Annotated in this window: 17 protein-coding genes, 1 tRNA gene and 1 pseudogene; 13 read left to right on the top strand and 6 right to left on the bottom strand. The window is 71.4% G+C overall.

Annotated elements, in window-relative coordinates:
- Nucleotides 1-8: 8 nt before the first annotated feature.
- The 4 genes from IE180_RS23225 to IE180_RS23240 all read right to left on the bottom strand — a co-directional run bounded on the left by IE180_RS23225 (nt 9) and on the right by IE180_RS23240 (nt 5,157).
- Nucleotides 9-377 carry a VOC family protein gene (locus IE180_RS23225; protein WP_190158874.1) on the bottom strand — a complete coding sequence of 123 codons (369 nt, stop codon included), beginning with the start codon at nt 375-377 and terminating at the stop codon, nt 9-11.
- Between the two features lie 10 nt (nt 378-387).
- Nucleotides 388-1,335, bottom strand: coding sequence for a cellulose-binding protein (locus tag IE180_RS23230; RefSeq protein ID WP_190158875.1), 948 nt, complete (start codon nt 1,333-1,335; stop codon nt 388-390).
- Between the two features lie 131 nt (nt 1,336-1,466).
- Nucleotides 1,467-4,151 (bottom strand): SUKH-4 family immunity protein, encoded by a 2,685-nt coding sequence (locus IE180_RS23235; protein WP_190158876.1) that lies wholly within the window; start codon nt 4,149-4,151, stop codon nt 1,467-1,469.
- A gap of 7 nt (nt 4,152-4,158) precedes the next feature.
- On the bottom strand, nt 4,159-5,157 hold the full coding sequence (locus tag IE180_RS23240) for an SMI1/KNR4 family protein (protein ID WP_190158877.1): 999 nt from the start codon (nt 5,155-5,157) through the stop codon (nt 4,159-4,161).
- A gap of 278 nt (nt 5,158-5,435) precedes the next feature.
- Between IE180_RS23240 and IE180_RS23245 the strand changes: the two genes are divergently transcribed.
- Nucleotides 5,436-5,948, top strand: a complete 513-nt coding sequence (locus IE180_RS23245) for a YwqJ-related putative deaminase (RefSeq protein WP_190158878.1) — start codon at nt 5,436-5,438, stop codon at nt 5,946-5,948.
- A 9-nt stretch (nt 5,949-5,957) separates the two neighbouring features.
- Nucleotides 5,958-6,449 carry an SUKH-3 domain-containing protein gene (locus tag IE180_RS23250; protein ID WP_190158879.1) on the top strand — a complete coding sequence of 164 codons (492 nt, stop codon included), beginning with the start codon at nt 5,958-5,960 and terminating at the stop codon, nt 6,447-6,449.
- Here IE180_RS23250 and IE180_RS23255 read toward each other — a convergent pair.
- Nucleotides 6,446-7,780 (bottom strand): sensor histidine kinase, encoded by a 1,335-nt coding sequence (locus tag IE180_RS23255; RefSeq protein WP_190158880.1) that lies wholly within the window; start codon nt 7,778-7,780, stop codon nt 6,446-6,448. The two genes, IE180_RS23250 and IE180_RS23255, sit on opposite strands and share 4 nt — an antisense overlap.
- A gap of 91 nt (nt 7,781-7,871) precedes the next feature.
- Between IE180_RS23255 and IE180_RS23260 the strand changes: the two are divergent.
- The 7 genes and pseudogenes from IE180_RS23260 to IE180_RS23290 all read left to right on the top strand — a co-directional run.
- Nucleotides 7,872-8,570, top strand: a pseudogene (locus tag IE180_RS23260) (hypothetical protein); the annotation flags it as partial.
- 28 nt (nt 8,571-8,598) lie between these two features.
- Nucleotides 8,599-8,670: transfer RNA gene (locus tag IE180_RS23265), tRNA-Gln, on the top strand.
- A 110-nt stretch (nt 8,671-8,780) separates the two neighbouring features.
- A complete protein-coding gene (glmU, locus tag IE180_RS23270; protein WP_190158881.1) occupies nt 8,781-10,235 on the top strand; it encodes a bifunctional UDP-N-acetylglucosamine diphosphorylase/glucosamine-1-phosphate N-acetyltransferase GlmU in 1,455 nt (484 codons plus the stop codon).
- Nucleotides 10,236-10,356: 121 nt separating this feature from the next.
- A complete protein-coding gene (locus IE180_RS23275; RefSeq protein ID WP_015034148.1) occupies nt 10,357-11,331 on the top strand; it encodes a ribose-phosphate diphosphokinase in 975 nt (324 codons plus the stop codon).
- 241 nt (nt 11,332-11,572) lie between these two features.
- Entirely contained in the window at nt 11,573-12,157 is a 585-nt protein-coding gene (locus IE180_RS23280; RefSeq protein WP_190158992.1) for a 50S ribosomal protein L25/general stress protein Ctc, read from the top strand.
- Between the two features lie 91 nt (nt 12,158-12,248).
- Nucleotides 12,249-12,845: an aminoacyl-tRNA hydrolase gene (gene pth, locus IE180_RS23285; protein ID WP_190158882.1), complete on the top strand. Its 597-nt coding sequence runs from the start codon at nt 12,249-12,251 to the stop codon at nt 12,843-12,845.
- A 40-nt stretch (nt 12,846-12,885) separates the two neighbouring features.
- Nucleotides 12,886-13,329, top strand: coding sequence for a hypothetical protein (locus IE180_RS23290; protein ID WP_190158883.1), 444 nt, complete (start codon nt 12,886-12,888; stop codon nt 13,327-13,329).
- A 159-nt stretch (nt 13,330-13,488) separates the two neighbouring features.
- Here the strand turns inward: IE180_RS23290 and ppc are convergent, their stop codons facing one another.
- A complete protein-coding gene (gene ppc / locus IE180_RS23295; RefSeq protein WP_190158884.1) occupies nt 13,489-16,218 on the bottom strand; it encodes a phosphoenolpyruvate carboxylase in 2,730 nt (909 codons plus the stop codon).
- A gap of 239 nt (nt 16,219-16,457) precedes the next feature.
- On the opposite strand from ppc, the gene IE180_RS23300 reads away from it, so the two are divergent.
- From IE180_RS23300 to IE180_RS23315, 4 genes are all read left to right on the top strand, one after another.
- Nucleotides 16,458-17,438 (top strand): acyl-CoA desaturase, encoded by a 981-nt coding sequence (locus IE180_RS23300; protein ID WP_229860781.1) that lies wholly within the window; start codon nt 16,458-16,460, stop codon nt 17,436-17,438.
- Nucleotides 17,438-18,127 (top strand): TetR/AcrR family transcriptional regulator, encoded by a 690-nt coding sequence (locus IE180_RS23305; protein WP_190158994.1) that lies wholly within the window; start codon nt 17,438-17,440, stop codon nt 18,125-18,127. The genes IE180_RS23300 and IE180_RS23305 overlap by 1 nt, the downstream gene beginning before the upstream one ends.
- A 335-nt stretch (nt 18,128-18,462) precedes the next feature.
- Complete coding sequence (locus IE180_RS23310; protein WP_190158885.1) at nt 18,463-20,118, top strand: FG-GAP repeat domain-containing protein; 1,656 nt, start codon at nt 18,463-18,465, stop codon at nt 20,116-20,118.
- A 204-nt stretch (nt 20,119-20,322) separates the two neighbouring features.
- On the top strand, nt 20,323-22,023 hold the full coding sequence (locus IE180_RS23315) for an FG-GAP-like repeat-containing protein (protein WP_229860793.1): 1,701 nt from the start codon (nt 20,323-20,325) through the stop codon (nt 22,021-22,023).
- Nucleotides 22,024-22,085: the final 62 nt, after the last annotated feature.

The raw sequence follows: 22,085 nt of genomic DNA on the forward strand, positions 1-22,085 counted from the left end.
CGGGATCCTCAGGCAGCCGGGGCCGTCAGGCAGAACGGGTGGCCCGCCGGGTCCAGGAGCACCCGCCACCGGTCCGGGCGGGGCTGGACGTCCGGAACGGTCGCGCCCCACTCCACGAGGCGAGCCGTGGCCCCGTCCAGGTCGTCGACCTCGAAGTCGAGGTGCAGCTGCTGCGGGACCTCCTGGCCCGGCCAGGACGGGGGGCGGTAGCCGTCGACGCGCTGGAAGCCGAGGAAGAAGCCGTCCGCGCCGCGCAGCCCCGCGAACGCGTCGTCGGACCGGTCGGCGAGCGGGATGCCGGTGGCCCGGTGGTAGAAGGTCGCCAGGGCCATGGGGTCGGCGCAGTCGAGCGTGACCGCCGCCATCTTCATGATCATGGGTGGGAGCCTAGGCGGCACCCTCGGAGTCCCCGGACCCCTCGGAACCCCCGGATCCCCCGTCGTCCTTAGGCTCGGTCTTCTCCCCGGCCCGTTCCGGCGCGGACGGGCGGCCCGTCAGCGCCGCCAGCGAATTGCGGATGTGCTCCATGTGGGAGTGGATCTCGTCCCGGGCATCCTCGTGCTCCCGCAGCACCCGCTCCGTCTCGCGCTCGATCCGCTCCGCCTTCATCCTGGCCTCGGCGAGCAGCTCCGCCGCGCGGGCCTCGGCGTCCTCCTGGCCGTGCCGGGCCTGCTCCTCCGTCTCGGCCAGGGCCCGCTGCGTCTCCGCCAGCCCCGCCTGCGCCACCGCGACCTGCTCCTCGTGCCGGGCGTCCAGGGCCGCCGCCTCCGCCTCGGCCGCACGCTCCGCCTCGGCCCGCGCGGTCCGCTGTTCCTCCCGCTGCTCCGCGAGCAGCGCCTCCGCCCGGCGCCCGGTCTCCTCGAAGAACTCCCGCGCGGCCTCCCGGGCGCCCTCGGCGTCCCGGCGGGCGATCGCCACCATCTCCTCGGCCCGCGCGCGGGCCTCCTCCAGGGCCGCCAGGGCCGCCGCGTCCGCCGCCGCCCTGACCTCCTCCGCGTACGCCCCGGCGGCCTCCGCCGCCTCCCGGGCCGCCCGCTCGGCGGCCTCCGCGAGGGCCTGCGCCTCCGCCTCGGCGCCCCGCACGAGCCGCTCGTCCTCCTGCTCGGCCAGCTCCAGGATCTTCCGCGCGCTCTCGCCGAGGGACTCGTACCGGTGCGGGACGAGCTGCTTGACGGCCAGACGGAGCCCGGCGAGCTCCGTCTCCATCTCCTTCATGAGGACCGTCAGTCGCGCCGCCCGCTCCCAGGCCCCGTCGCGCTCCCGCTCCAGTGCGGCGACATGGCGGTCGACCTGCTCGGGGCGGTACCCGCGCCCCCGCCCGACGGCGAAACTCATCCCTGACGCCCCTTCTCCCTGGCTCCGACCCGTAAAGCCCGACCCGTAAAGAATGCGACATCAGAACGGACAAAAGGCGCCCAACGCGGCCACGCGCCGAGCGCCCTTCGTCACATCCGATCCGTCTGCGCCTACAGCAGACCGTCCCACATCTGCTCGAGCAACACCGACCACCAGTTCTCCGGCGACGACAGCGCCGCCGGATCCAGCATCGCCAGCTGCGCCTGGAAATCGACCGTCCAGCGACCCGCCTGCTCCGGGTTCAACCCGAACCGCAGCCGCCACATCCGGCCGAGCAGCGCCATCGACCGCGCGAACTCCGGCAGCCCCGTGTTCACGAACTGCGGCGGCACCGACTGCCCGCCCGGACCGGCCTCCACCGGCACCGCCACGATGTGCGCCGTCCCGTACTGGACACAGATCGCCCGGCCGAAGTCCGAACCGAGCACCAGGTACGAGCTCGCGTCCGGCGCCGCCTGCACCTGCCGCTGCACCGCCAGCTCCGCCAGCGTCGGCACCACCGGCACCGCGGGCTGCGCCCAGAAGAACGGACCGAAGTCCGCCGGAAGCCCCGCCCACACCAACGTGCGCGCCACGATCTCCGGCACGCCCTGCCGGGACACCGCCCGCTGGTCGAAGCGGAGGATGCCCGGACCGAACGCGCCCGCCAGCTCCTGCGCGATCCCCTCCGGGGGGACCGGCGGCGCCGGCTGCACCTGCGGCAACGGCGCCCGCACCGGGGCCGGACGCGCCGGGCCGTCCGCGACCTGGTGCAACTCGCCCTGATGGGTCAGGAGTTGACGCATGCCCTGCTGCCGGCCCGCATGATCACGGCCGTACGGGGCGATGCTCGTGATCCGCGCCTGCGGCCACGTCTCCCGGATCATCCGCGCGCAGTAACCACCCGGCAGATCACAGGACTCCAGCTCCGTGTGGAGTTCGAGCACCTGCTGCGGCGGCACGTTCAGCGCACGCAGCTCGTGCAGGATCTGCCACTCCGGATGCGGGGTGCCCGGCGCCGAACGCCGGATGATCTGCGCCTCCGAACCGTCCGGCGCCCGATACCGCAGCACCGCCTGATAGCCGGGGCCGACCGTCGGCTGACCCGTCGGATGCGGATAGCCGTACGCCGGAGGAACAGGAGCCCCCGGCACGGGCGCCCCCGGCACGGGACCGTGCGCGGGCGGCGGCGTGTGACCGCCGACCGGCGGCGCCGGAGCGGGCGGGGGCGGCGGAGTCCCCAGACCACCCGGACCGGGGTGCGCCAGCATCGTCGCGGCGTGCGCGACGCCGCCCGCGGGCGTGCCACCCGGCACGCCCGGCGGCGGCGGAGGCGGAGGCGGCGCGCCCGGACCGCCCTGGTTCGGACGCGCCAGCATCGTCGCCGCGTGGTGCACCGGCTGCGGCGGCGTCACGGGACCCGGAGCGGCCGGCGGAGGCGGCGGACCGGGCGGACCCGGCTGCGCGGGAGCTCCGGGCGGGCCGGGCGGCTGGAGCCCCTCCGGCCCGAGCTGCGACACCAGCTGCGTGGGGATGTACGCGTTGCCGCCCGATGAGGCCCCGGGCACACCCGGGGCTCCCGGCGGCGGAGGCGGCGTCGGACCCCGCCCGGCCTTCGGCGGCAGGGCGGCCTTGCTCGTCGCGACGTCCGCGATGTCCCCGGCACCCGGCGCCGAGGGCGCGGGCGGCGGCAGCGGCGGCGCACCCGGACCCGCCTGCGCCGGGGCCGGCGAAGACCCCGGCGCGGGCGGCGACGGCGGGACGGACGGAACCGCGCCCGGGGCCGGCGCCGCCGGATCCAGACGGGGGGCGATCGCGGTCGGCGGCAGCGCGCTGCCGCCCTTCATCAGGGCGGTCGGCGCGTCCGCGCCCACCGACGGCGGCGGGGCGTCCTCGTCGTCCGTCCCCGACAGCGGCGGCGCGAAGACGGTCGCGGGCAGCGGCACCGCCCCGTCCGCACCGCCGGAACTCGCGTTCGCGTCCACCCACGGACCGGACGGCGCGGGAGGGGGCGTGGCGGCGGACGGAGCCGGGGGCGCGACCGGCGGCGCGGGCGGCGCCGGAGGGCTCGACGCGGCCGGGCCCGACGCCGGGACACCGTCCATCGCCGTCGGCTCGTACGCGTCGGCGTCCCGGACAGGAGCCGGGGCGGACCCGGCGGCCGGGGCGGACCCGACGGCCGCCGGTGCGGACTCCGCGGCCGGAACCGGAGCCGTCGCGGCCTCCGAAGACTCCCCGGCCCCCGACCCGGTCACCGCCCCCGACGCCGACGCCGACCCCGCCACAGACCCCGCCACCGACGCCGACGAGTCCGTCGAGACGGAGGAAGCGGAAGAAGCCACCGAAGCCGAAGGCCCCTCCACCCCCACCCCGTCCGACACGTCGTCCACCGGCGCCGACGCACTCACCCCCTCCTGCGAGGCGTGCGACTCCTCCCTCGGCAACCCGATCTTGTCCGCCGCGTCCTGCAGCCACTCCGGCGGACTCAACAGGAACGACGTCTGGTTCAGATCGATCCGCGCCGCCGGCACCGCCGCCTGCGCCGGAACCTCGTCCGTCGCCCCGTACTCCTCCTCGTACCGCCGGATCACCTCACCCACCGGCAACCCCGGCCACAACGTCGCCTCACCGCTGTCCCGCGCGATCACCAGCCGCTGACGCCCGCCGTCCGACGTCGGACCGCCCTCGCGGTCCTCCGCCCACACCACGAACCCCAGCTCGAACTCCCGCACCCGCACCTCACGGTGCTGATAACCCGGCAGATCACCGTTGATCCATTCCTCGGCGCGCTCCTGCGCCTGCGCGAACGTCACCACAGCCAGCTCACTCCCCCACCGGGACCACGGGCACGGCACGCGCGAAGCCGCCGTCCACCATCAGGTTCGCCACCGTCTCCAGCTCCGGCGGATTGCCCGCCAGACGCCCGAGGAACGCGTCGAAGTCCGCACCGCACGGCAGCAGCAACCGCTCCACCCGCTCGCTCACCGTCCACCCGGCCGCCACCTCGCCGGAATCCCGCGCGTCGTCGTACGCGCAGAACCACACCGAACCGACCGCCGCACCCCGCACCTTCAACGCGATCAGACCGCCCTGGACGAAAGCGACGCCCAGGTAGTCCTTCGTCAGATGGTCACGCAGACACTTGTTGACGTAGACGAGGTCATTGACCCCCGCCTCCTCCCGCACCGTGAAGAACGGCTGGTCCACCAGCACACCCAGCTCCGCGTCGAGCGCCGCCCCCACCGGAGCACACCCGCCCGCCGCCTTCAGGAACGAGCGGTACGCCCCCGGCAGCCGATAGCCGAGATCCTCCTCGACACCCTGGAGCTGCGGCTCCGACACCGACACCCGGCCCTTCGGCAGCCCGAAGTGCACCGGCCGGGTCTCCTGCAGCGGACGCGTCCCCCGCTTCGACTGGTCCACCGCCGCCGTCGCCACCCCACCGTGATGCCGGAGCAACGCCTTCACCTCGACGGGCACCAGCTCCATCCGCCGCGAACCCACCACGTGATGCCACGTCCAGCCGTGCGGAGTCGCCACCGACGGAATCGTGTCCCACAACTCATGACCCGTCGCCGCCAGCGCCGCGTTCGCCGACACGTAGTCCGTCAGCCGCAGCTCGTCGACACCGAAACCCTCCGGCGGATCGGCGATCTCCGCCGCCGCTCGCGCGTACGGCGAGAAATCCGGGTAACCACGCTCGTCCACCCGCACCCCTCTCGGGTGACGGGACGCACGGACCGGATCCGGGAAATGCACGACCTGCCCGGCGTAGGCCGCGTTCGGTGGCGCGGTGTCCTGCCCGAGCCGACCTGTCGTCATGGCGGTTGCCCCCTGCATGGCGTCACTGACTGCTTGCTACCGACAGCCGACGACTGCGGCCGACTGATGCCGCACAGCCTATGCGCTGCCACAAGAGGCCGAACCGGACCCGAACCCTCCGCGACCCAGAGTCACCAACTGTCACGACCCCATGACAGGCACACCATGATTCCGACACACCGAAGGCGCGTTTCGCCGCCCCAGCTTCCCCATATGGCTCCCTATTTGGCAGGCTGTCCACGCAACTCGGGGGATTGCAGGAGGGGAAGACCAGCACCATGCACACAGCAACGACGCCCACACAGGGTGACCCACGCCTCAACTGGAGCAGCAGCGCCGAAACCACGCGCGCACCCTCCCTGCGACACCGCCGCGACGGAATCCTCCCCACCGTGGGAGCCGCCCTCTCCGTCCGCGGCGAAACCCTCACGTGCACCGCGGGCCGCGGCGACCGGCCCCCCGCCCTGCACCCCCTCGTCCAGGACTTCCTCGACACCCTCACCAGCAGCCAACGGGAACGCTTCACCGGCCGCTGCCCCGAAGCCATCCTGCTCTCCCGGCACCTCACCGCCACCGAGAACAACCGCTCCAAGCGCGCCCAACGCAAACCACTCACCCACGGCGAAGCCCGCCGCTCCCTCAAACAGGCCAAACTCACCGCCCGCCGCATCCGCGAGGACGGCGACCCCCTCCACGGCAGCTACGCCGCACCCTGCCGCTCCTGCACGGCCATGCTCGCCCACTTCGGCGTCCGCGCCGTCGACCCCACCACACCCGCCGAGAACGGCTGACCCCACCCCATGCCCGACCACCTCAACACCACCCGCTTCCCGGTCAACGTCGACGCCGCCCTCCGCGAAGCCGGCTGGCAACCCGGCCGCTGGGACATCAAACTCGCCGAAGAATGGGCCGACACCCTGCGCGCCCACATCTCCCCCGCCGGCCACCGGCACAGCGTCTTCCCCGCCGCCGTCGAAGCCTGGGCCGAATTCGGCGGCCTGCGGATCACCGCACCCGGCCACGGCCGGCAGATAGCACCCGCGGCCGTCCGCTTCGACCCCCTCGCCGGACTCCACCTCTCCCGCACCCTCGCCGACCTCGGCCGCGCCCTCGACACCGAGATCGCCCCCCTCGGCGAAGAAGGCGACCACCAGGCCGTCCTCGCCATGGACGTCGAAGGCCGCGTCTACAGCCTCGACCACGCGGGCGACTGGTACCTCGGCAAGGACATCGACGCGGCCCTGTCGACCCTGATCACAGGCGCACAACCCACCCGCCTCACGGCCGGCTAATCGACCCGCCGCTCGACCGACCGCTCGACCGACCGCTCGACCGGCGGGGCCGGCAGCACCGCCGACACCCTGAAACCACCCGCGTCCGTCGGCCCCGACACGAACACGCCCCCGAGCCGCACGACCCGCTCACGCATCCCCACCAGCCCGTTCCCCCCGCTCGGCAACCCCACACCGGCCACCGCCGCGTCCGAAGGACCGTTCTCCACCTGCATCGCGACCTCGGCCTCCCGATGCGCCAGACGCACCACGACCTCCGCACCCGCCGCGTGCTTGTGGACGTTCGTCAACGCCTCCTGCACCACCCGGTACGCCGTCCGCTCCACCTCCGGCGCATACGGACGCGCCTCCCCCCTCACCACCAGCTCCACCACCGTCCCCGCCAGCCGCGACTGCTCGCACAACGCCTCCAGGGCGTCCAGACACGGCCCGTCCTCGGCAGCGGCCTCAGCGGCGGCGGCAGCGGCCCGCCCGACGGCGGCGAGGGGCACGGCAACGGGAGCCGCGGGAACGGCCCCCTCCCGAAGCACCCCCAGCATCTCCCGCAACTCCGTCAGGGCCTGCCGCCCCATGTCCCCCACCAGCGCCGCGTTCCTCACCGCCTTCTGCGGATCCTTCAACGCCACCGCCTGCAACGCCGCCGCGTGCACCACCATCAACGACACCCGGTGCGCCACCACGTCGTGCATCTCCCGCGCGATCCGCGTCCGCTCCTCCTGCCGCGCCCACTGCGCCCGCTGCTCCGCCCGGTCGGCCAGCAACGACAGCTCCTGCTCCAAACTGTCCGCCCGCTCCCGCAGGCTCTCCATCAGCCGACGCCGCGCCCCTATGTACAGACCGAAGAGCACCGGCGGAGCGTTGAGCCCGAGCGTCATGAAGAGCGAGACGCTCGGCACGTACCAGCCACTCGGATCGATGTCCTGAGCGACGTCCTGCCGCATCCGCACCACGGTCACGACGAACACCGCGAGCGTCGACATCCCCGCCAGCACGGCCGTGATCCGCCGGGGCACCTCGGAGGCGGCGAGCGTGTACAGCCCGACGATCCCCATCAGGAAACCCATCTCGGCCGGCGCGACGGCGATCGACACCAGCACCACGGCGATGGGCCGGCGACGCCGCACGAGCAGCACGGACCCCACGAGCAGCCCGAACAGCACCCCCAGCGGCACCGGCAACGAAGCCTTGCCGGCGAACCCGACGCCCTCGACGGCACACTCCAGCGCGGACACCAGCGCGAGCACCCCGTCGAACACGGCACTCCGCCGTCTCCCCCACCACCACCAAGTCCCGACGCCCGCGGCGTCCCGGTCTGCCCCCGTTGTGGTCATACCCACCACCCTACGGGCGGCCCCTGCCGTCAATGCGATGAACACCAGTCCCTCGAACAGTTGAATCGTTCTGATCTTCGACCCGGACGTCCGCATGACGAAGCGCCCGAACGCGAAGGACGACCTCCGCGCCCGCGCGAGGGAACTCCGCCTCCAGGGCATGACCTATGACCAGATCCAGGTCGAGCCGGGCTGCTCGAAGAGTTCGATCTCGCTGTGGGTCCGGGACCTGCCGAAGCCGGAACGGAAGCGGACCCGGGAGGAGGCGTCGGAGATCGCGCGGCGGGGTCGGGAGGTCACCCTGCGCCGCCGCGAGGAGGAGCGCCAGGCGGTCAAACGCGCGGCGGCCGAAGAGATCGGGGCGATGCCGGAGCGCGAACTCTTCCTGCTGGGCGCAGGCCTCTACTGGGCGGAGGGCACGAAGGGCAAGCCGCATGCCCGTCGGGAACGCGTGACGTTCGTGAATAGCGATCCAGGGATGATCCGGGTCTTCAGCGCTCGGCTCGACCTCCTCGGCATCGGGCCAGACCGTCGGAGGTACTACGTGATGATCCACGAGACCGCCGACGCAGCCGGAGCCGAGCAGTACCGGGGTGATCTCGTCGGCGCCGACTCGTCGGCATTTGGCAAGACGACCCTCAAGCGCCACAACCCGCGAACCAACCGGAAGAACGTGAATGGTGGCCACCACGGCTGCCTGGCAATCCGGATCCTCGGCAGTGCCGATCTGTACCGTCGCATCGAGGGGGCCTGGTACGGCATAGTAGGGGCGGCCGAGTCGACGGACTGAGCAATTGTCCGTTTCGCGGCATAAGCCATCCCCTGTGGTGTAATTGGCAACACGGGTCACTTTGGATGATTTATTCCAGGTTCGAGTCCTGGCAGGGGAGCAACCTCGGTTCGGGTCCTGACCATCGCGGTCAGGACCCGCACTCATGTCCGCCCCCCTGCCCCCCGGTATCCTTCGTGCGTCCACCACCCAAAGCCGAAGGGCATTCCCGTGAGCGCCAACCGCCCGGCAGCCGTCGTCGTCCTCGCAGCGGGTGAGGGCACCCGCATGAAGTCGAAGACCCCCAAGGTCCTGCACGAGATCGCCGGGCGTTCGCTCGTCGGGCACGTCGTGTCCGCCGCCCGGGAGCTGGAGCCCGAGCACCTCGTCGTGGTCGTCGGGCACGCCCGTGAGCAGGTGAAGGGGCACCTCGACGCCCACTACGCCGGGACCCGGACCGCCGTCCAGGAGGAGCAGAACGGGACCGGGCACGCCGTGCGGATGGCTCTGGAGGAGCTGGGGGAGGCGCCGGACGGGACCGTGGTCGTCGTCTGTGGCGACACCCCGCTGCTGTCCGGGGAGACCCTCCGCGCCCTCGCCGACACGCACGCCGCCGACGGCAACGCCGTGACCGTGCTGACGGCCGAGGTTCCGGACTCCACGGGGTACGGGCGGATCGTGCGGGACGCCGGGGGTGCCGTGACCGAGATCGTCGAGCACAAGGACGCCTCCGTCGAGCAGCTCGCGATCCGCGAGATCAACTCGGGTGTCTTCGCGTTCGACGGGAAGCTGCTGGCCGAGGCGATCGGGCAGTTGCGGACGGACAACAGTCAGGGTGAGGAGTACCTCACGGACGTGCTGTCGATCCTGCGCGGGGCGGGTCACCGGGTCGGTGCCTCCGTGGCCGGCGACCACCGCGAGATCCTCGGGATCAACAACCGGGTGCAGCTCGCGGAGGCCCGTGGTCTGCTGAACCAGCGTCTCCTCGAGCGGGCGATGATGGCCGGTGTCACGGTGGTGGACCCCGCTTCCGTCCTCGTGGACGTGACCGTGACCTTCGAGGCCGACGCGGTGATCCTGCCGGGTACGCAGTTGCACGGTGCGACGCACATCGCCGAGGACGCCGTGGTGGGGCCGAACACGCGTCTGACGGACGTCACCGTGGGCAGGGGTGCCCGGGTGGACAACTCGGTCGCCTTCTCGGCCTCCGTCGGCGAGGGCGCTTCGGTGGGTCCGTACGCGTACCTGCGTCCGGGGACGAACCTCGGGAAGAAGTCGAAGGCCGGTACGTACGTCGAGATGAAGAACGCGACGATCGGTGAGGGCACGAAGGTGCCGCACCTGTCGTACGTGGGTGACGCGACGATCGGCGAGTACTCGAACATCGGTGCGGCGAGCGTGTTCGTGAACTACGACGGTGAGGCGAAGCACCACACCACGATCGGGTCTCACTGCCGTACGGGTTCGGACAACATGTTTGTGGCTCCCATCACCATCGGGGACGGGGCCTACACCGCCGCGGGGTCCGTGATCACGAAGGACGTGCCGGCCGGTTCGCTCGCCGTGGCCCGGGGCCAGCAGCGGAATATCGAGGGTTGGGTGGCCCGGAAGCGGCCCGGCAGCGCTGCCGCGCAGGCCGCTCAGGCCGCTCAGGCCGCCGCTGGGGAGTCCGCCGGCGAAAGCTGACCGGAAACAGGTGCGTCGAACTCGGCGTACCGTGATACGTGCACACAAATTCGGCTGGCACGCACATGCGCTCGACGGGCGTGGGACCGCGGCCAGAGAACACGTCTGAGGAGACAGTGCTGTGACCGGGATCAAGACGACCGGCGAGAAGAAGTTGATGCTCTTCTCCGGCCGCGCCCACCCCGAGCTGGCCGAGGAGGTCGCGCACCAGCTGGGTGTCGGTCTCGTTCCCACCAAGGCGTTCGACTTCGCCAACGGTGAGATCTACGTCCGCTTCCAGGAGTCGGCGCGTGGCGCGGACTGCTTCCTGATCCAGAGCCACACGGCTCCGATCAACAAGTGGATCATGGAGCAGCTGATCATGATCGATGCTCTGAAGCGGGCTTCCGCCCGGAGCATCACCGTGATCATTCCGTCGTACGGCTATGCCCGTCAGGACAAGAAGCACCGTGGTCGTGAGCCGATCTCGGCGCGTCTGGTGGCGGACCTGCTGAAGACGGCGGGTGCGGACCGGATCCTGACCGTGGACCTGCACACGGACCAGATCCAGGGCTTCTTCGACGGTCCGGTGGACCACCTGTCGGCGCTGCCGGTGCTGGCGGACTACGTGGGTGCGAAGGTCGACCGTTCGAAGCTGACGATCGTCTCTCCGGACGCGGGTCGCGTGCGGGTCGCCGACCGCTGGTGCGACCGTCTGGACGCGCCGCTGGCGATCGTGCACAAGCGTCGTGACAAGGACGTCGCCAACCAGGTGACCGTGCACGAGGTCGTCGGTGACGTGAAGGGCCGTGTGTGTGTCCTGGTGGACGACATGGTCGACACGGGCGGCACGATCTGTGCCGCGGCGGACGCGCTGTTCGCGCACGGTGCGGAGGACGTGATCGTGACGGCCACGCACGGCATCCTGTCGGGTCCGGCTGCGGACCGGCTGAAGAACTCCAAGGTCAGCGAGTTCGTGTTCACGGACACGCTGCCGGTGCCGGGTGCGCTGGAGCTGGACAAGATCACGGTGCTGTCGATCGCGCCGACGATCGCGCGTGCGGTGCGCGAGGTGTTCGAGGACGGTTCGGTGACGAGCCTCTTCGAGGAGCACTGAGCCGCACGGAGGTGAGGAAGGGCCGTTTCCCCCGCTCGGGGGGGCGGTCCTTCGTCGTTCCGTCGGGTTGATCCATTTGGGCGGGTGGGGGGCGGCGGGTAGACTGCCGTAGTTGCTCGGCGAGGGAGGCCGGACCCGTGTGGGTCTCGGCGGTCCGTTATCGACGCGCTCTTCGTAGCAGGCCATCGCCAGTCGTGGCCGGGTGACCACCTTTTTCGTCACCTTCTACGAGGAGTGCACCATGTCCGAGGTCAAGCTCGCCGCTTCCGTCCGTACCGAGTTCGGCAAGGGCGCCGCCCGTTCCATCCGTCGTGAGGCCAAGGTTCCCGCCGTCGTCTACGGTCACGGCTCGGACCCGATCCACGTCACCCTCCCGGCCCACGACCTGGGTCTCGCGCTGCGTACGCCGAACGTCCTGCTCTCGCTGGACATCGACGGCACCACCGAGCTGGCGATCCCGAAGGCCGTCCAGCGTGACGCCATCAAGGGCTTCCTGATCCACGTCGACCTGCTCCTCGTGAAGCGCGGCGAGAAGGTCACGGTCGAGATCCCGGTCCAGGCCGAGGGTGAGCTCGCCGCCGGTGGCAACCTGCTGGAGCACGTGCTCGGCACCCTGTCGGTCGAGGCCGAGGCCACCCACCTCCCCGAGGCCGTCACGGTCTCCGTGGAGGGCCTGGAGGCCGGTGCCTCCATCCTCGCCAAGGACATCGCCCTGCCGAAGGGTTCGACCCTGGTGACCGACGCCGACGCGGTCGTCATCCAGGTCCTGGCCGCGCAGGCCGAGGAGCCGGCCGCCGAGGCCGAGACCGAGGGTGCGGAGGCCTGAGCCGTAGGCTCTGTCTGACGTGACGGGGTGACGGGCCGTACGGGCCCGTCACCCCGTTTCTCTTGTACGGATACGAGGAGACCTGACGCACATGACGGACGACGCCAACGCCCCCTGGCTGATCGTCGGCCTCGGCAACCCGGGGCCCGAGTACGCGGGCAACCGCCACAACATCGGTTTCATGGTCGTGGACCTGCTCGCGGAGCGGATCCGCGGCTCGTTCAAGCGGGCGCAGAAGGCGCAGGCTCAGGTCGTCGAGGGCCGGATGGGGCCTCCGGGGCCCGAGAACCGGCGGGTGGTCCTCGCGAAGCCGATGTCGTACATGAACCTCTCGGGCGGTCCGGTGACGGCGCTGCGCGACTTCTACAAGGTGCCGACGGCGCACGTGGTGGCGGTCCACGACGAGTTGGACATCGATTACGGGGTGCTGCGGCTGAAGTTGGGCGGCGGTGACAACGGGCACAACGGTCTGAAGTCGATGACGAAGGCGATGGGTGCCGACTACCACCGGGTGCGGTGCGGGATCGGGCGTCCGCCGGGCCGGATGCAGGTGGCGGACTTCGTGCTGAAGGACTTCTCGTCGGCGGAGCGCAAGGACCTGGGGTGGTTCGTGGACCGGGCTGCGGACGCGGTGGAGTGTCTGGTGGCGGAGGGTCTGGAGCGGGCGCAGTCGGCGTACAACTCGTAGGGCCTGGCGTCGGGAAGGTACGACTGTACGATCGCGGGTCATGACGCACGTCCGTACCGCAGCCATGGCCCTGGTCGCCCTGCTCCTCGTCGTCGCGGGCGCCTGGGCCTCGTGGAACTCCGCCCAGCACGTCCTGCTCGGGAAGGGGCGTGAGCACGGGACGTTGACGGTGACCGACTGCACGGACGAGACGTGCAGCGGGCGTTACGTGCCGGAGGATCCGTCGTCGACGCGCCGGACGTTGTCGATCGCGCGTTCGGTGGCGGCGGAGAAGGGCGTGACGATCCCGGTGGTGGTGAAGCCGGGGACGGGCGAGGGCGTGCGGACGGGCTGGGGCGGGGGGTTGCACGCCTGGCTGCCGCTGGGCGGGGCGTTGTTGCTGGCGGCGCCGTTGGTGGGCGGGGGGATGCGGTTGCCGCGAACGGGGTGGTCGTTGGCGGGGGCCGGGGGTGCGGTGCTGGTGGCGGCGTTCTTCGCGCTCTGAGCCGTTCGGTTCCGGTCGTGGCCGTGGTCGACGGTGTGATCGCGCGGGGCTGGTTCGGCCTGTCCCGCGCGGGTGCGGCCGGGTCGGGTGCCGCTTCCGGGGCACGGCAGAGCCCCCGCCGGTTTCCCGGCGGGGGCTCTGCCGTGCGTGCGGGGGCTGTCAGCCGGTGTTGCGGAGGCCCGCGGCCACGCCGTTGACGGTGAGGAGCAGGGCGCGGGCGAGCAGCGGGTCCGGGTCCTGGCCGCGTTCGGCGTCCGCGCGCTGGCGGGCGAGGAGGGCGACCTGGAGGTAGGAGATCGGGTCCAGGTAGGCGTCGCGGATGGCGAAGGTCTGCTGGAGCACCGGGTTGGAGTCGAGGAGCCGCTCGCCGCCGGTGACCTTGAGGACCTCGGCGACGGTGAGGGCGTGCTCGGCCTCGATGGTGTCGAAGACGTGCTTGAGGTGGTCGGGGACGAGGGTGTCGACGTAGTGGCGGGCGATGCGCAGGTCGGTCTTGGCGAGCGTCATCTCCACGTTGGAGAGGAAGTTGCGGAAGAAGCCCCAGCGTTCGTGCATCTCGCCGAGGACGGCGTCGAGGCCGGCTTCGCGCAGGGCCTTGAGGCCGGAGCCGACGCCGAACCAGCCGGGGACGATCTGGCGGGACTGGGTCCAGCCGAAGACCCACGGGATGGCCCGCAGTCCGTCGAGGGAGACGCCGGAGCCGGGGCGGCGGGAGGGCCGGGAGCCCAGGTGCAGGTCGGCGAGCTGGTCCACCGGTGTCGACGCGAGGAAGTACGTCGGCAGGTCGGGGTCCTCGACGAGGCGGCGGTAGGCGGCGTGGGCGGCGTCGGAGACGACGTCCATGGCCGCGTCCCAGCGGGCGAGGGCCTCGTCGGACTGGCGGGGTGCGGTGTGCAGGGCGGAGGCCTGGAGGGTGGCGGCGACGGTCAGTTCCAGGTTCTCCCTGGCCAGGGAGGGGATGAGGTACTTGTCGGAGATGACCTCGCCCTGTTCGGTCACCTTGATCTCGCCCTCCAGGGTGCCCCAGGGCTGGGCGAGGATGGCGTCGTGGGAGGGGCCGCCGCCGCGGCCGACGGTGCCGCCGCGGCCGTGGAAGAGGCGGAGGCGGACGCCGTAGCGGTGGGCGACGTCGCGGAGCCGGCGCTGGGCGCGGTGGATCTCCCACTGGCTGGTGGTGATGCCGCCGAACTTGGAGGAGTCGGAGTAGCCGAGCATGACCTCCTGGACGTCGCCGCGGAGGGAGACGAGGCGGCGGTAGGAGGGGTCGGCGAGCATGTCGTCGAGGATGACGTCGGCTGCCTTGAGCTCGTCGGTGGTCTCCAGGAGCGGCACGATGCCGATCTTGGCCCAGCCGGCGTGGAGGTCGATCAGGCCGGCCTCGCGGGCGAGGACGGCGGCGGCGAAGACGTCGTCGGCGCCCTGGCACATCGAGATGATGTAGGACTCGATGACCTCGGGGCCGAAGCGTTCGAAGGCTTCCTTGATGGTGTGGAAGACGCCGAGGGTCTTCTCGCCGGCGGCGTCGAGCGGGGCCGGGGTGGGGGCGAGGGGGCGGCGGGAGCGGAGTTCCTTGGCGAGGAGCTTCTGCCGGTAGTCGCGGGGCATGTCCGCGTACCGCCAGGATTCCTCGCCGAGGCGGTCGAAGAGCTGGCCGAGGGCGTGGTGGTGGGCTTCGGCGTGTTCGCGGACGTCCATGGTGGCGAGCTGGAGGCCGAAGGCGGAGAGGGTGCGGATGACCCGGTCCATGCGGCCGTCGGCGAAGAGGGCGCCGCGGTGTTCGCGCAGGGAGGTCTGGATCAGGGTGAGGTCGCGGATGAGGTCGGCGGTGCCGAGGTAGTCGCGGCCTTCCTGGTGGGGGGTGCCGTGGGCGAGGCGCTCGCGGGTGTTGACGAGCTTCTGGCGGATGCAGGTGGCCTTGAGCCGGTAGGGCTCCTCGGCGTTGAGGCGCTTGTAGCGGGGGCTGATCTCCGGGAGGAGGTCCAGGTCGCGCTGGAGGGAGTCCAGGAGTTCCTGGGTGGCTCCGGTGTAGCGGATGGAGTTGGAGAGGAGCCCGCGGAGGAAGTCGATGAGTTCGAGGGCGTCGGTGATGCCGTGTTCGTGCTGGAGGATCAGGACGTCCCAGGTCACCTGGGGGGTGACGTTGGGGTTGCCGTCGCGGTCGCCGCCGATCCAGGTGCCGAAGGTGAGGGGGCGGGTGCCGGAGGGCAGTTCGACGCCGACGCGCTCCAGCTCGGCGGCGAGGTCCTCCAGGACGTCGCCGACGGCGTTCGCGTGCAGCTCGTCGAGGTAGTAGATGGCGTTGCGGGCCTCGTCGGCGGGCTCGGGGCGGACGACCCGGAGTTCGTCGGTCTGCCAGATGAGGTCGATGTTCTCGGCGAGGCGGAGGTCGGTGCGGCGCCGGTCGCCCTGGGTGACGGGGGACTCCAGGAGGGCCGCGATCCGGCGGAGCTTGTTGAGGACGGAGCGGCGGGCGGCCTCGGTGGGGTGCGCGGTGAAGACGGGACGGACGTTGAGGTTCTTGACCGTCTCGCGGACGTGCTCGGGGTCGCCGTCCTTGAGCATGTCGACGGTGCGGGCGAGGAGGCCGCCCTCGGCGGCGCGCTTCTCGCGCAGTTCGCGGCCGCGGTGGACCTGCTCGGTGACGTTGGCGAGGTGGAAGTAGGTGGAGAAGGCGCGCACGAGCTTGGCGGCCGTCTCGAGTTCGACGCCCCGGAGCAGCTCGGCGGCGGCCTCGCCGTCCTCTCGGGTGAGGCGGCGGACCTTCTCGACGAGGTCGAGGAGTTCGTGTCCCTCTTGGCGTACGAGGGTCTCGCCGAGGAGGTCGCCCAGTCGGCGGATGTCGGCGCGCAGCTCGGTGCTGGCGGTGGGGGTCTGGTCGGCACTGCTCACAGGTGCGGCTCCTTGCAGTGTTTGAGCACGTCTGGAGGGGTTTCCGGAGGCTTGCGGACCGCGCTGTCCGACGTCCCCAGGATAGGTGTCCACATGGTGGGCGGTGGGCAGGGGCCTGTTGTGCCCTCTTGCCGCGCGCCACGGCGCTGCCATACTTACGACGCCGTAGGTTACGGATGCGTAGCCACGGATCCGTCCTTCGACGCGTTTCCCTTTCCCCTCACCCCCCAGGGACATCCATGACCATGAGCCCCCAGATGACGTCGGCGCCCGAGGCGCCGGACACCGAGGCGCTGCCTTCCGCCACGCTGGGCGGGGACAGCAAGCGTTCGATCGAGCAGATCACCTTGCTGCTGTTCATCACGGTGCCGTTCCTGGCGCTGCTGGCCGCGGTGCCGCTGGCGTGGGGGTGGGGGGTGAGCTGGCTGGATCTGGGGTTGATGGTGGCGATGTACTACATCGGCTGCCACGGGATCACGATCGGGTTCCACCGGTACTTCACGCACGGTTCCTTCAAGGCGAAGCGGCCGTTGCGGATCGCGCTCGCGATCATGGGGTCGCTGGCCGTGGAGGGGCCGCTGGTGCGCTGGGTGGCGGATCACCGCAAGCACCACAGGTTCTCGGACGCGGAGGGCGATCCGCATTCGCCGTGGCGGTTCGGCGAGACGGTTCCGGCGCTGATGAAGGGCCTGTGGTGGGCGCACATCGGCTGGATGTTCGACGAGGAGCAGACGCCGCAGCAGAAGTACGCGCCCGATCTGATCAAGGATCCGGCGATCCGGGCGATCTCTCGCCAGTTCGTGCTGTGGACGGTCGTGTCGCTGGCGATCCCGCCGCTGGTGGGCGGTCTGGTGACGATGTCGTGGTGGGGCGCGTTCACGGCGTTCTTCTGGGGTTCGCTGGTGCGGGTGGCGTTGTTGCACCACGTGACGTGGTCGATCAACTCGATCTGTCACGCGGTGGGCAAGCGGCCGTTCAAGTCGCGTGACCGTTCGGGCAACGTGTGGTGGCTGGCGGTGCTGTCCTGTGGCGAGTCCTGGCACAACCTGCACCACGCGGACCCGACGTCGGCGCGGCACGGGGTGCTGCGGGGGCAGTTGGACTCCAGTGCGCGGCTGATCCGCTGGTTCGAGCAGCTGGGCTGGGCGACGGATGTGCGCTGGCCGGCGAAGTCCCGCATCGAAGCCCGCCGCCAGGGCGCGTCCGCAGACGCGGCATGATGGAAGACGTGGCGATCGAGGGCAGGACCGGCGGTACTACGGGCGGCGGCGGAGAGCAGAAGCCCCGGCGTGGGCGCCGGGTGCGGATGACGGGCGCGGAACGCCGGGAGCAGTTGCTCGACATCGGTCGCACGCTCTTCGCGGCGAAGGGCTTCGAGGGCACGTCGGTGGAGGAGATCGCGGCGAAGGCCGGGGTCTCCAAGCCGGTGGTGTACGAGCACTTCGGGGGGAAGGAGGGGCTGTACGCCGTCGTGGTCGACCGGGAGATGCGGCAGCTCCTGGACGGGGTGACGGGGGCGCTGACGGCGGGGCATCCGCGGGAGCTCCTGGAGCAGGCGGCGTTCGCGCTGCTCGACTACATCGAGAACTACACGGACGGTTTCCGGATCCTCGTGCGGGATTCGCCGGTGGCGCAGTCGACGGGCACGTTCGCGTCGTTGATCAGTGACATCGCCACGCAGGTGGAGGACATCCTGGGTCTGGAGTTCAAGGCGCGGGGTTTCGATCCGAAGCTGGCGCCGCTGTACGCGCAGGCGCTGGTGGGCAGTGTGGCGCTGACGGGGCAGTGGTGGCTGGACGTCCGCAAGCCGAAGAAGGCGGAGGTCGCGGCGCATCTGGTGAACCTGGCGTGGCACGGGCTCGACGGTCTGGAGCAGAAGCCGCGGCTGATAGGGCACCGCAAGAGCTGAGCGGGCGGGGGCCGGCGGGCCTGGGCCGGGGGCGGCGGCCGGGCGGGTGACGGAGCGGGAAACGACCGGACGGTCGGATTCGGCGAGGTAAACATCTGGTAATCGGCCGCGCCGTGAGTAGACTCGCGTTCAACATCCGGGGGGGTGTTCCGACCGTCCTACGAGGTCGTCTCCGCATGCCTACTGCCCTGCGCTGACGCCGTTCGACGCCTTGTGAACCTCCCCGTTTGGTTCTGTCGAACCTCTGATCCCTGGGGGGGATCTTTTTGTTCTTCCTGCGTTCCAAGCGTGCGCGTCGCCTTGCCGGCTGCACCGCTCTCGCCCTTTCCGCGGGCATGCTCCTCGCGAGCCCGGCGTCCGCCGACTCGCCGGCGCCGCGTCCGGCGGTCGAGAAGCCGGCCGCGGCCGGTGCCGCGTTGCCGAAGCCGATCCTGCCGAAGGCGGACGGTGCCCGGGCCGGGATCGCCGGCGCCGCGGAGGGCGGCACCGCCCTGCGCTCCGACGTGGACGGCGACGGTTACAGCGACGTCCTGTACCGCGGCTACGACGGCGAGGTCTACTCGGTTCCGACCAGCGACGTCGCCGGCTCGATGATCTACCGCGGCGACGGCACCACCGCCTCCGCCAAGGACATCATCCCGATCGGTGACCAGGACCTGAACGGCAGCCGTCCCGAGGTCCTGGTCCTGTCGGCCGACGGTGACCTGACGCTGTACGGCGACACCACCGAGTCCTACGGCGACTTCCGCTGGGCCGGTTCCGGCTGGCACGTCTACAACAAGGTCTTCTCGCCCGGTGACATCAGTGGTGACGGCCGCGCGGACGTGCTGGCCCGGACGCCCTCCGGCGAGCTGTGGGTGTACGTGTCCACCGGCACGTACAACGCCCCGTTCCACGCCCGCCAGAAGGTCGGCAACGGCTGGGGCGCCTACGACCACCTGATCGGTCTCGGCGACAGCGACGGCGACGGCCGGGGCGACTTCCTCGCCCGTACGCCCTCCGGCGTCCTCTTCTACTACGGCAGCACCGGCAGCCCGTACTCGGTGAAGGCGCGCAAGGAGGTCGGTCACGGCTGGGGGGTCTACAACCAGGTCCTCGGCATCGACGACTTCAACGGTGACGGCGTCGGCGACGTCCTCGCCCGTGCCTCCGACGGCACCCTGTGGTCGTACACGGGCACCGGCGGCGGCCACTTCGCCGCCCGCCAGCAGGCGAGCCAGGCCGGCGCCTGGGCAGAAGGCCCCCAGCTGAGCGGCGCGGGCAACGTCCCGGCGTACGGCAAGGAGGGCATGCTCGCCCGCGACAAGGCCGGCACGCTCTTCTGGTACAACACGCGGGAGACCGGCAAGCTGGCCCCCCGTACGCAGATCAGCGACACGGGCGGCTGGGCCGGCGCCACCATCTTCGAGGCCAGCTCGCTGGGCGACGACGGCGTCTCCGACACCCTGGAGATCTACAACGGCCACCTGTACGGCAACAGCACCGACTTCGGCGGCGGCTGGAGCATCTACAACCACCTCGTGGGCGCGGGCGACCTGAGCGGCGACGGTCGCGGCGACCTGCTGGCGCGGGACCGCTCCGGCGTCCTGTACCTGTACCGCGGCAACGCCTACGGCACCGCCGTGGGCGCCCGCGTGAAGGTCGGCGGCGGCTGGGGTGCGTACGACCGCATCGTCGGCGCCGGCGACTTCTCGGGCGACGGTCTGAACGACCTGGTGGCCCGCACCAAGGACGGCTACCTGTACCTGTACCAGGGCACGGGCCAGGCCGGTTACCCGTTCAAGCCGCGCGTGAAGGTCGGCGGCGGGTGGAACGTGTACCCGAAGCTGGTCGCCCCCGGTGACGTCACGGGTGACGGCAAGGCCGACCTGCTCGCGGTGAACTCGGGCGGCGAGCTGTTCCGCTACACCGGCACCGGCGAGGCGGGCTACGCCTTCAAGCCGCGCGTCTCCATCGGCACCGGCTACCAGGTCTACAACGGCCTGTACTAGTCGCAGCGCGTTCCCGGGACGCCCCGCACCGGTTGCCCGGTGCGGGGCGTCCCGCGTCCGTGGGGGCGCGTCACGCCCGGGAGGTATGCTCCCCACACGCCGGGGTGTCCGCCCTTCGTACGCGCTTTCCTCCGTAGCGAGGCGCCGCGGACCCGTTCCCGGTCCGACGACATTCTGATCCCTGGGGGGGATCTCTTGCGTTCTGTGCACTTCTCCCGCGCACGCCTCGGCGCGTGCACCGCGCTCGTGCTCTCCGCGGGCATGCTGCTCGCGACCCCGGCCTCGGCCGGTCAGCCCGGGCCGCGCCCGGCCGCCGAGAAGCCGGCGACCGGCTTCACCGTTCCGCCCCTGAACCGGCCCCTGAGCGGCGCGGCCCGTCAGGATGCCGACGCGACCTCCGGGGTCGGCGCCTCGCCGCAGCTGTCGGACTTCGACGGCGACGGCGGCGGCGACCTGATCTTCCGCGGCGCGGACGGCAAGGTCTACACGTCCACGACCTCCGGCCAGGGCGGTGAGTTCACCTCCGTCACGGAGCCGCCGAAGGACATCGTCCCGATCGGCAACCAGGACGGGAACGCCAGCGGCCCCGAGGTCCTGACGCTGTCCGCGCAGGGCGCGCTCCGGATGTACGCGGACGCCACGCCGACCGGCGGGAGCTACGCCTGGCAGGGCAACGGCTGGAACATCTACAACAAGGTCGTCGCGCCCGGCGACGTGAACGACGACGGCCGGGCGGACCTGGTCGCCCGCGACCTCGACGGCAACCTGTGGCTCTACTACGCCACCGGCGTCCGCACCGCGCCGTTCTCGGCGCGCGTGAAGATCGGCACCGGCTGGAACACCTACGACCAGCTCCTCGGCATCGGCGACGACAACGGGGACGGCTGGGCGGACCTGATCGCCCGCGACACCGCCGGCGTCCTGTGGTTCTACGCCGGCACGGGCGACAAGGCGAAGCCGTTCGCCACCCGCCGGTCGATCGGCACCGGCTGGGGCGTCTACAACCAGGTCCTGCCCGTCGGCGACGACGACGGCGACGGCAACGGCGAGCTGATCGCCCGCGACCTGAAGGGCACGCTCTGGTACTACACGGGCAGGGGCGACGGCACCCTCGCGGCCCGTCAGCAGATCAGTGACCCGGGCGACTGGGCCGGCGTCCCGCAGTTCGGCGGGGCGGGCAACAACCCGGTCACCGGCGCCAAGGACGGCGTCTTCGCGCGGGACACCTCCGGCACGATGTACTGGTACCGCAGCTCGAACACCGGTGGCCTGAGCGCCCGCAGCCAGTCAGGCACGACCGGTGGCTGGAGCGGGGCCAACTTCACGCACCTGTCCACGATGGACCAGGACGCCTCGTCGGACCTCGCGGAGATCTACCAGGGCCGCCTCTACATCGACGGCAAGGACATCGGCGGCGGCTGGGGCGTCTACAACACGATCGTCGGCCCCGGTGACCTGTCCGGCGACGGCAAGGGCGACCTGCTGGCCCGCGACGGCTCCGGCTACCTCTACCTGTACAAGGGCAACGGCTCCGGCACCGCCCTCGCCTCCCGCATCAAGGTCGGCACCGGCTGGGGGATCTACAACAAGATCATCGGCGCGGGTGACTACACGGGCGACGGCCGCACGGACATCGTGGCCCGCACCTCCGGCGGCGACCTGTACCTCTACGCCGGCACCGGCGATCCCGTCACGCCGTTCAAGGCCCGCCAGAACATCGGCACCGGCTGGAACACGTACTCCAAGATCGTCGCCCCCGGCGACCTCGACGCCGACGGCAAGGGCGACCTGCTCGGCGTCACCTCGGGCGGCGACCTCTACCGCTACCTGAACACCTCGCCGGGCAGGTTCACCGCCCGGGTCTCCATCGGCCACGGCTACGGCGTCTACAACAGCATGTCCTGACGGGCCCGCACACGGGGGCGCCCCGCACCGGACCCCTCCGGTGCGGGGCGCCCGCGTCTCCG

It is taken from the genome of Streptomyces litmocidini (assembly GCF_014649755.1).
GTDB classification, from domain to species: Bacteria; Actinomycetota; Actinomycetes; order Streptomycetales; family Streptomycetaceae; genus Streptomyces; species Streptomyces litmocidini.

Coding starts and splice junctions, on each gene's coding strand:
- IE180_RS23225 (WP_190158874.1), bottom strand. CDS start 377: ATGATCATGAAGATGGCGGCGGTCACGCTCGACTGCGCCGACCCCATG.
- IE180_RS23230 (WP_190158875.1), bottom strand. CDS start 1,335: ATGAGTTTCGCCGTCGGGCGGGGGCGCGGGTACCGCCCCGAGCAGGTC.
- IE180_RS23240 (WP_190158877.1), bottom strand. CDS start 5,157: ATGACGACAGGTCGGCTCGGGCAGGACACCGCGCCACCGAACGCGGCC.
- IE180_RS23245 (WP_190158878.1), top strand. CDS start 5,436: ATGCACACAGCAACGACGCCCACACAGGGTGACCCACGCCTCAACTGG.
- IE180_RS23250 (WP_190158879.1), top strand. CDS start 5,958: ATGCCCGACCACCTCAACACCACCCGCTTCCCGGTCAACGTCGACGCC.
- IE180_RS23255 (WP_190158880.1), bottom strand. CDS start 7,780: ATGACCACAACGGGGGCAGACCGGGACGCCGCGGGCGTCGGGACTTGG.
- IE180_RS23280 (WP_190158992.1), top strand. CDS start 11,573: ATGTCCGAGGTCAAGCTCGCCGCTTCCGTCCGTACCGAGTTCGGCAAG.
- pth (WP_190158882.1), top strand. CDS start 12,249: ATGACGGACGACGCCAACGCCCCCTGGCTGATCGTCGGCCTCGGCAAC.
- IE180_RS23290 (WP_190158883.1), top strand. CDS start 12,886: ATGACGCACGTCCGTACCGCAGCCATGGCCCTGGTCGCCCTGCTCCTC.
- IE180_RS23300 (WP_229860781.1), top strand. CDS start 16,458: ATGACCATGAGCCCCCAGATGACGTCGGCGCCCGAGGCGCCGGACACC.
- IE180_RS23305 (WP_190158994.1), top strand. CDS start 17,438: ATGGAAGACGTGGCGATCGAGGGCAGGACCGGCGGTACTACGGGCGGC.
- IE180_RS23310 (WP_190158885.1), top strand. CDS start 18,463: ATGCTCCTCGCGAGCCCGGCGTCCGCCGACTCGCCGGCGCCGCGTCCG.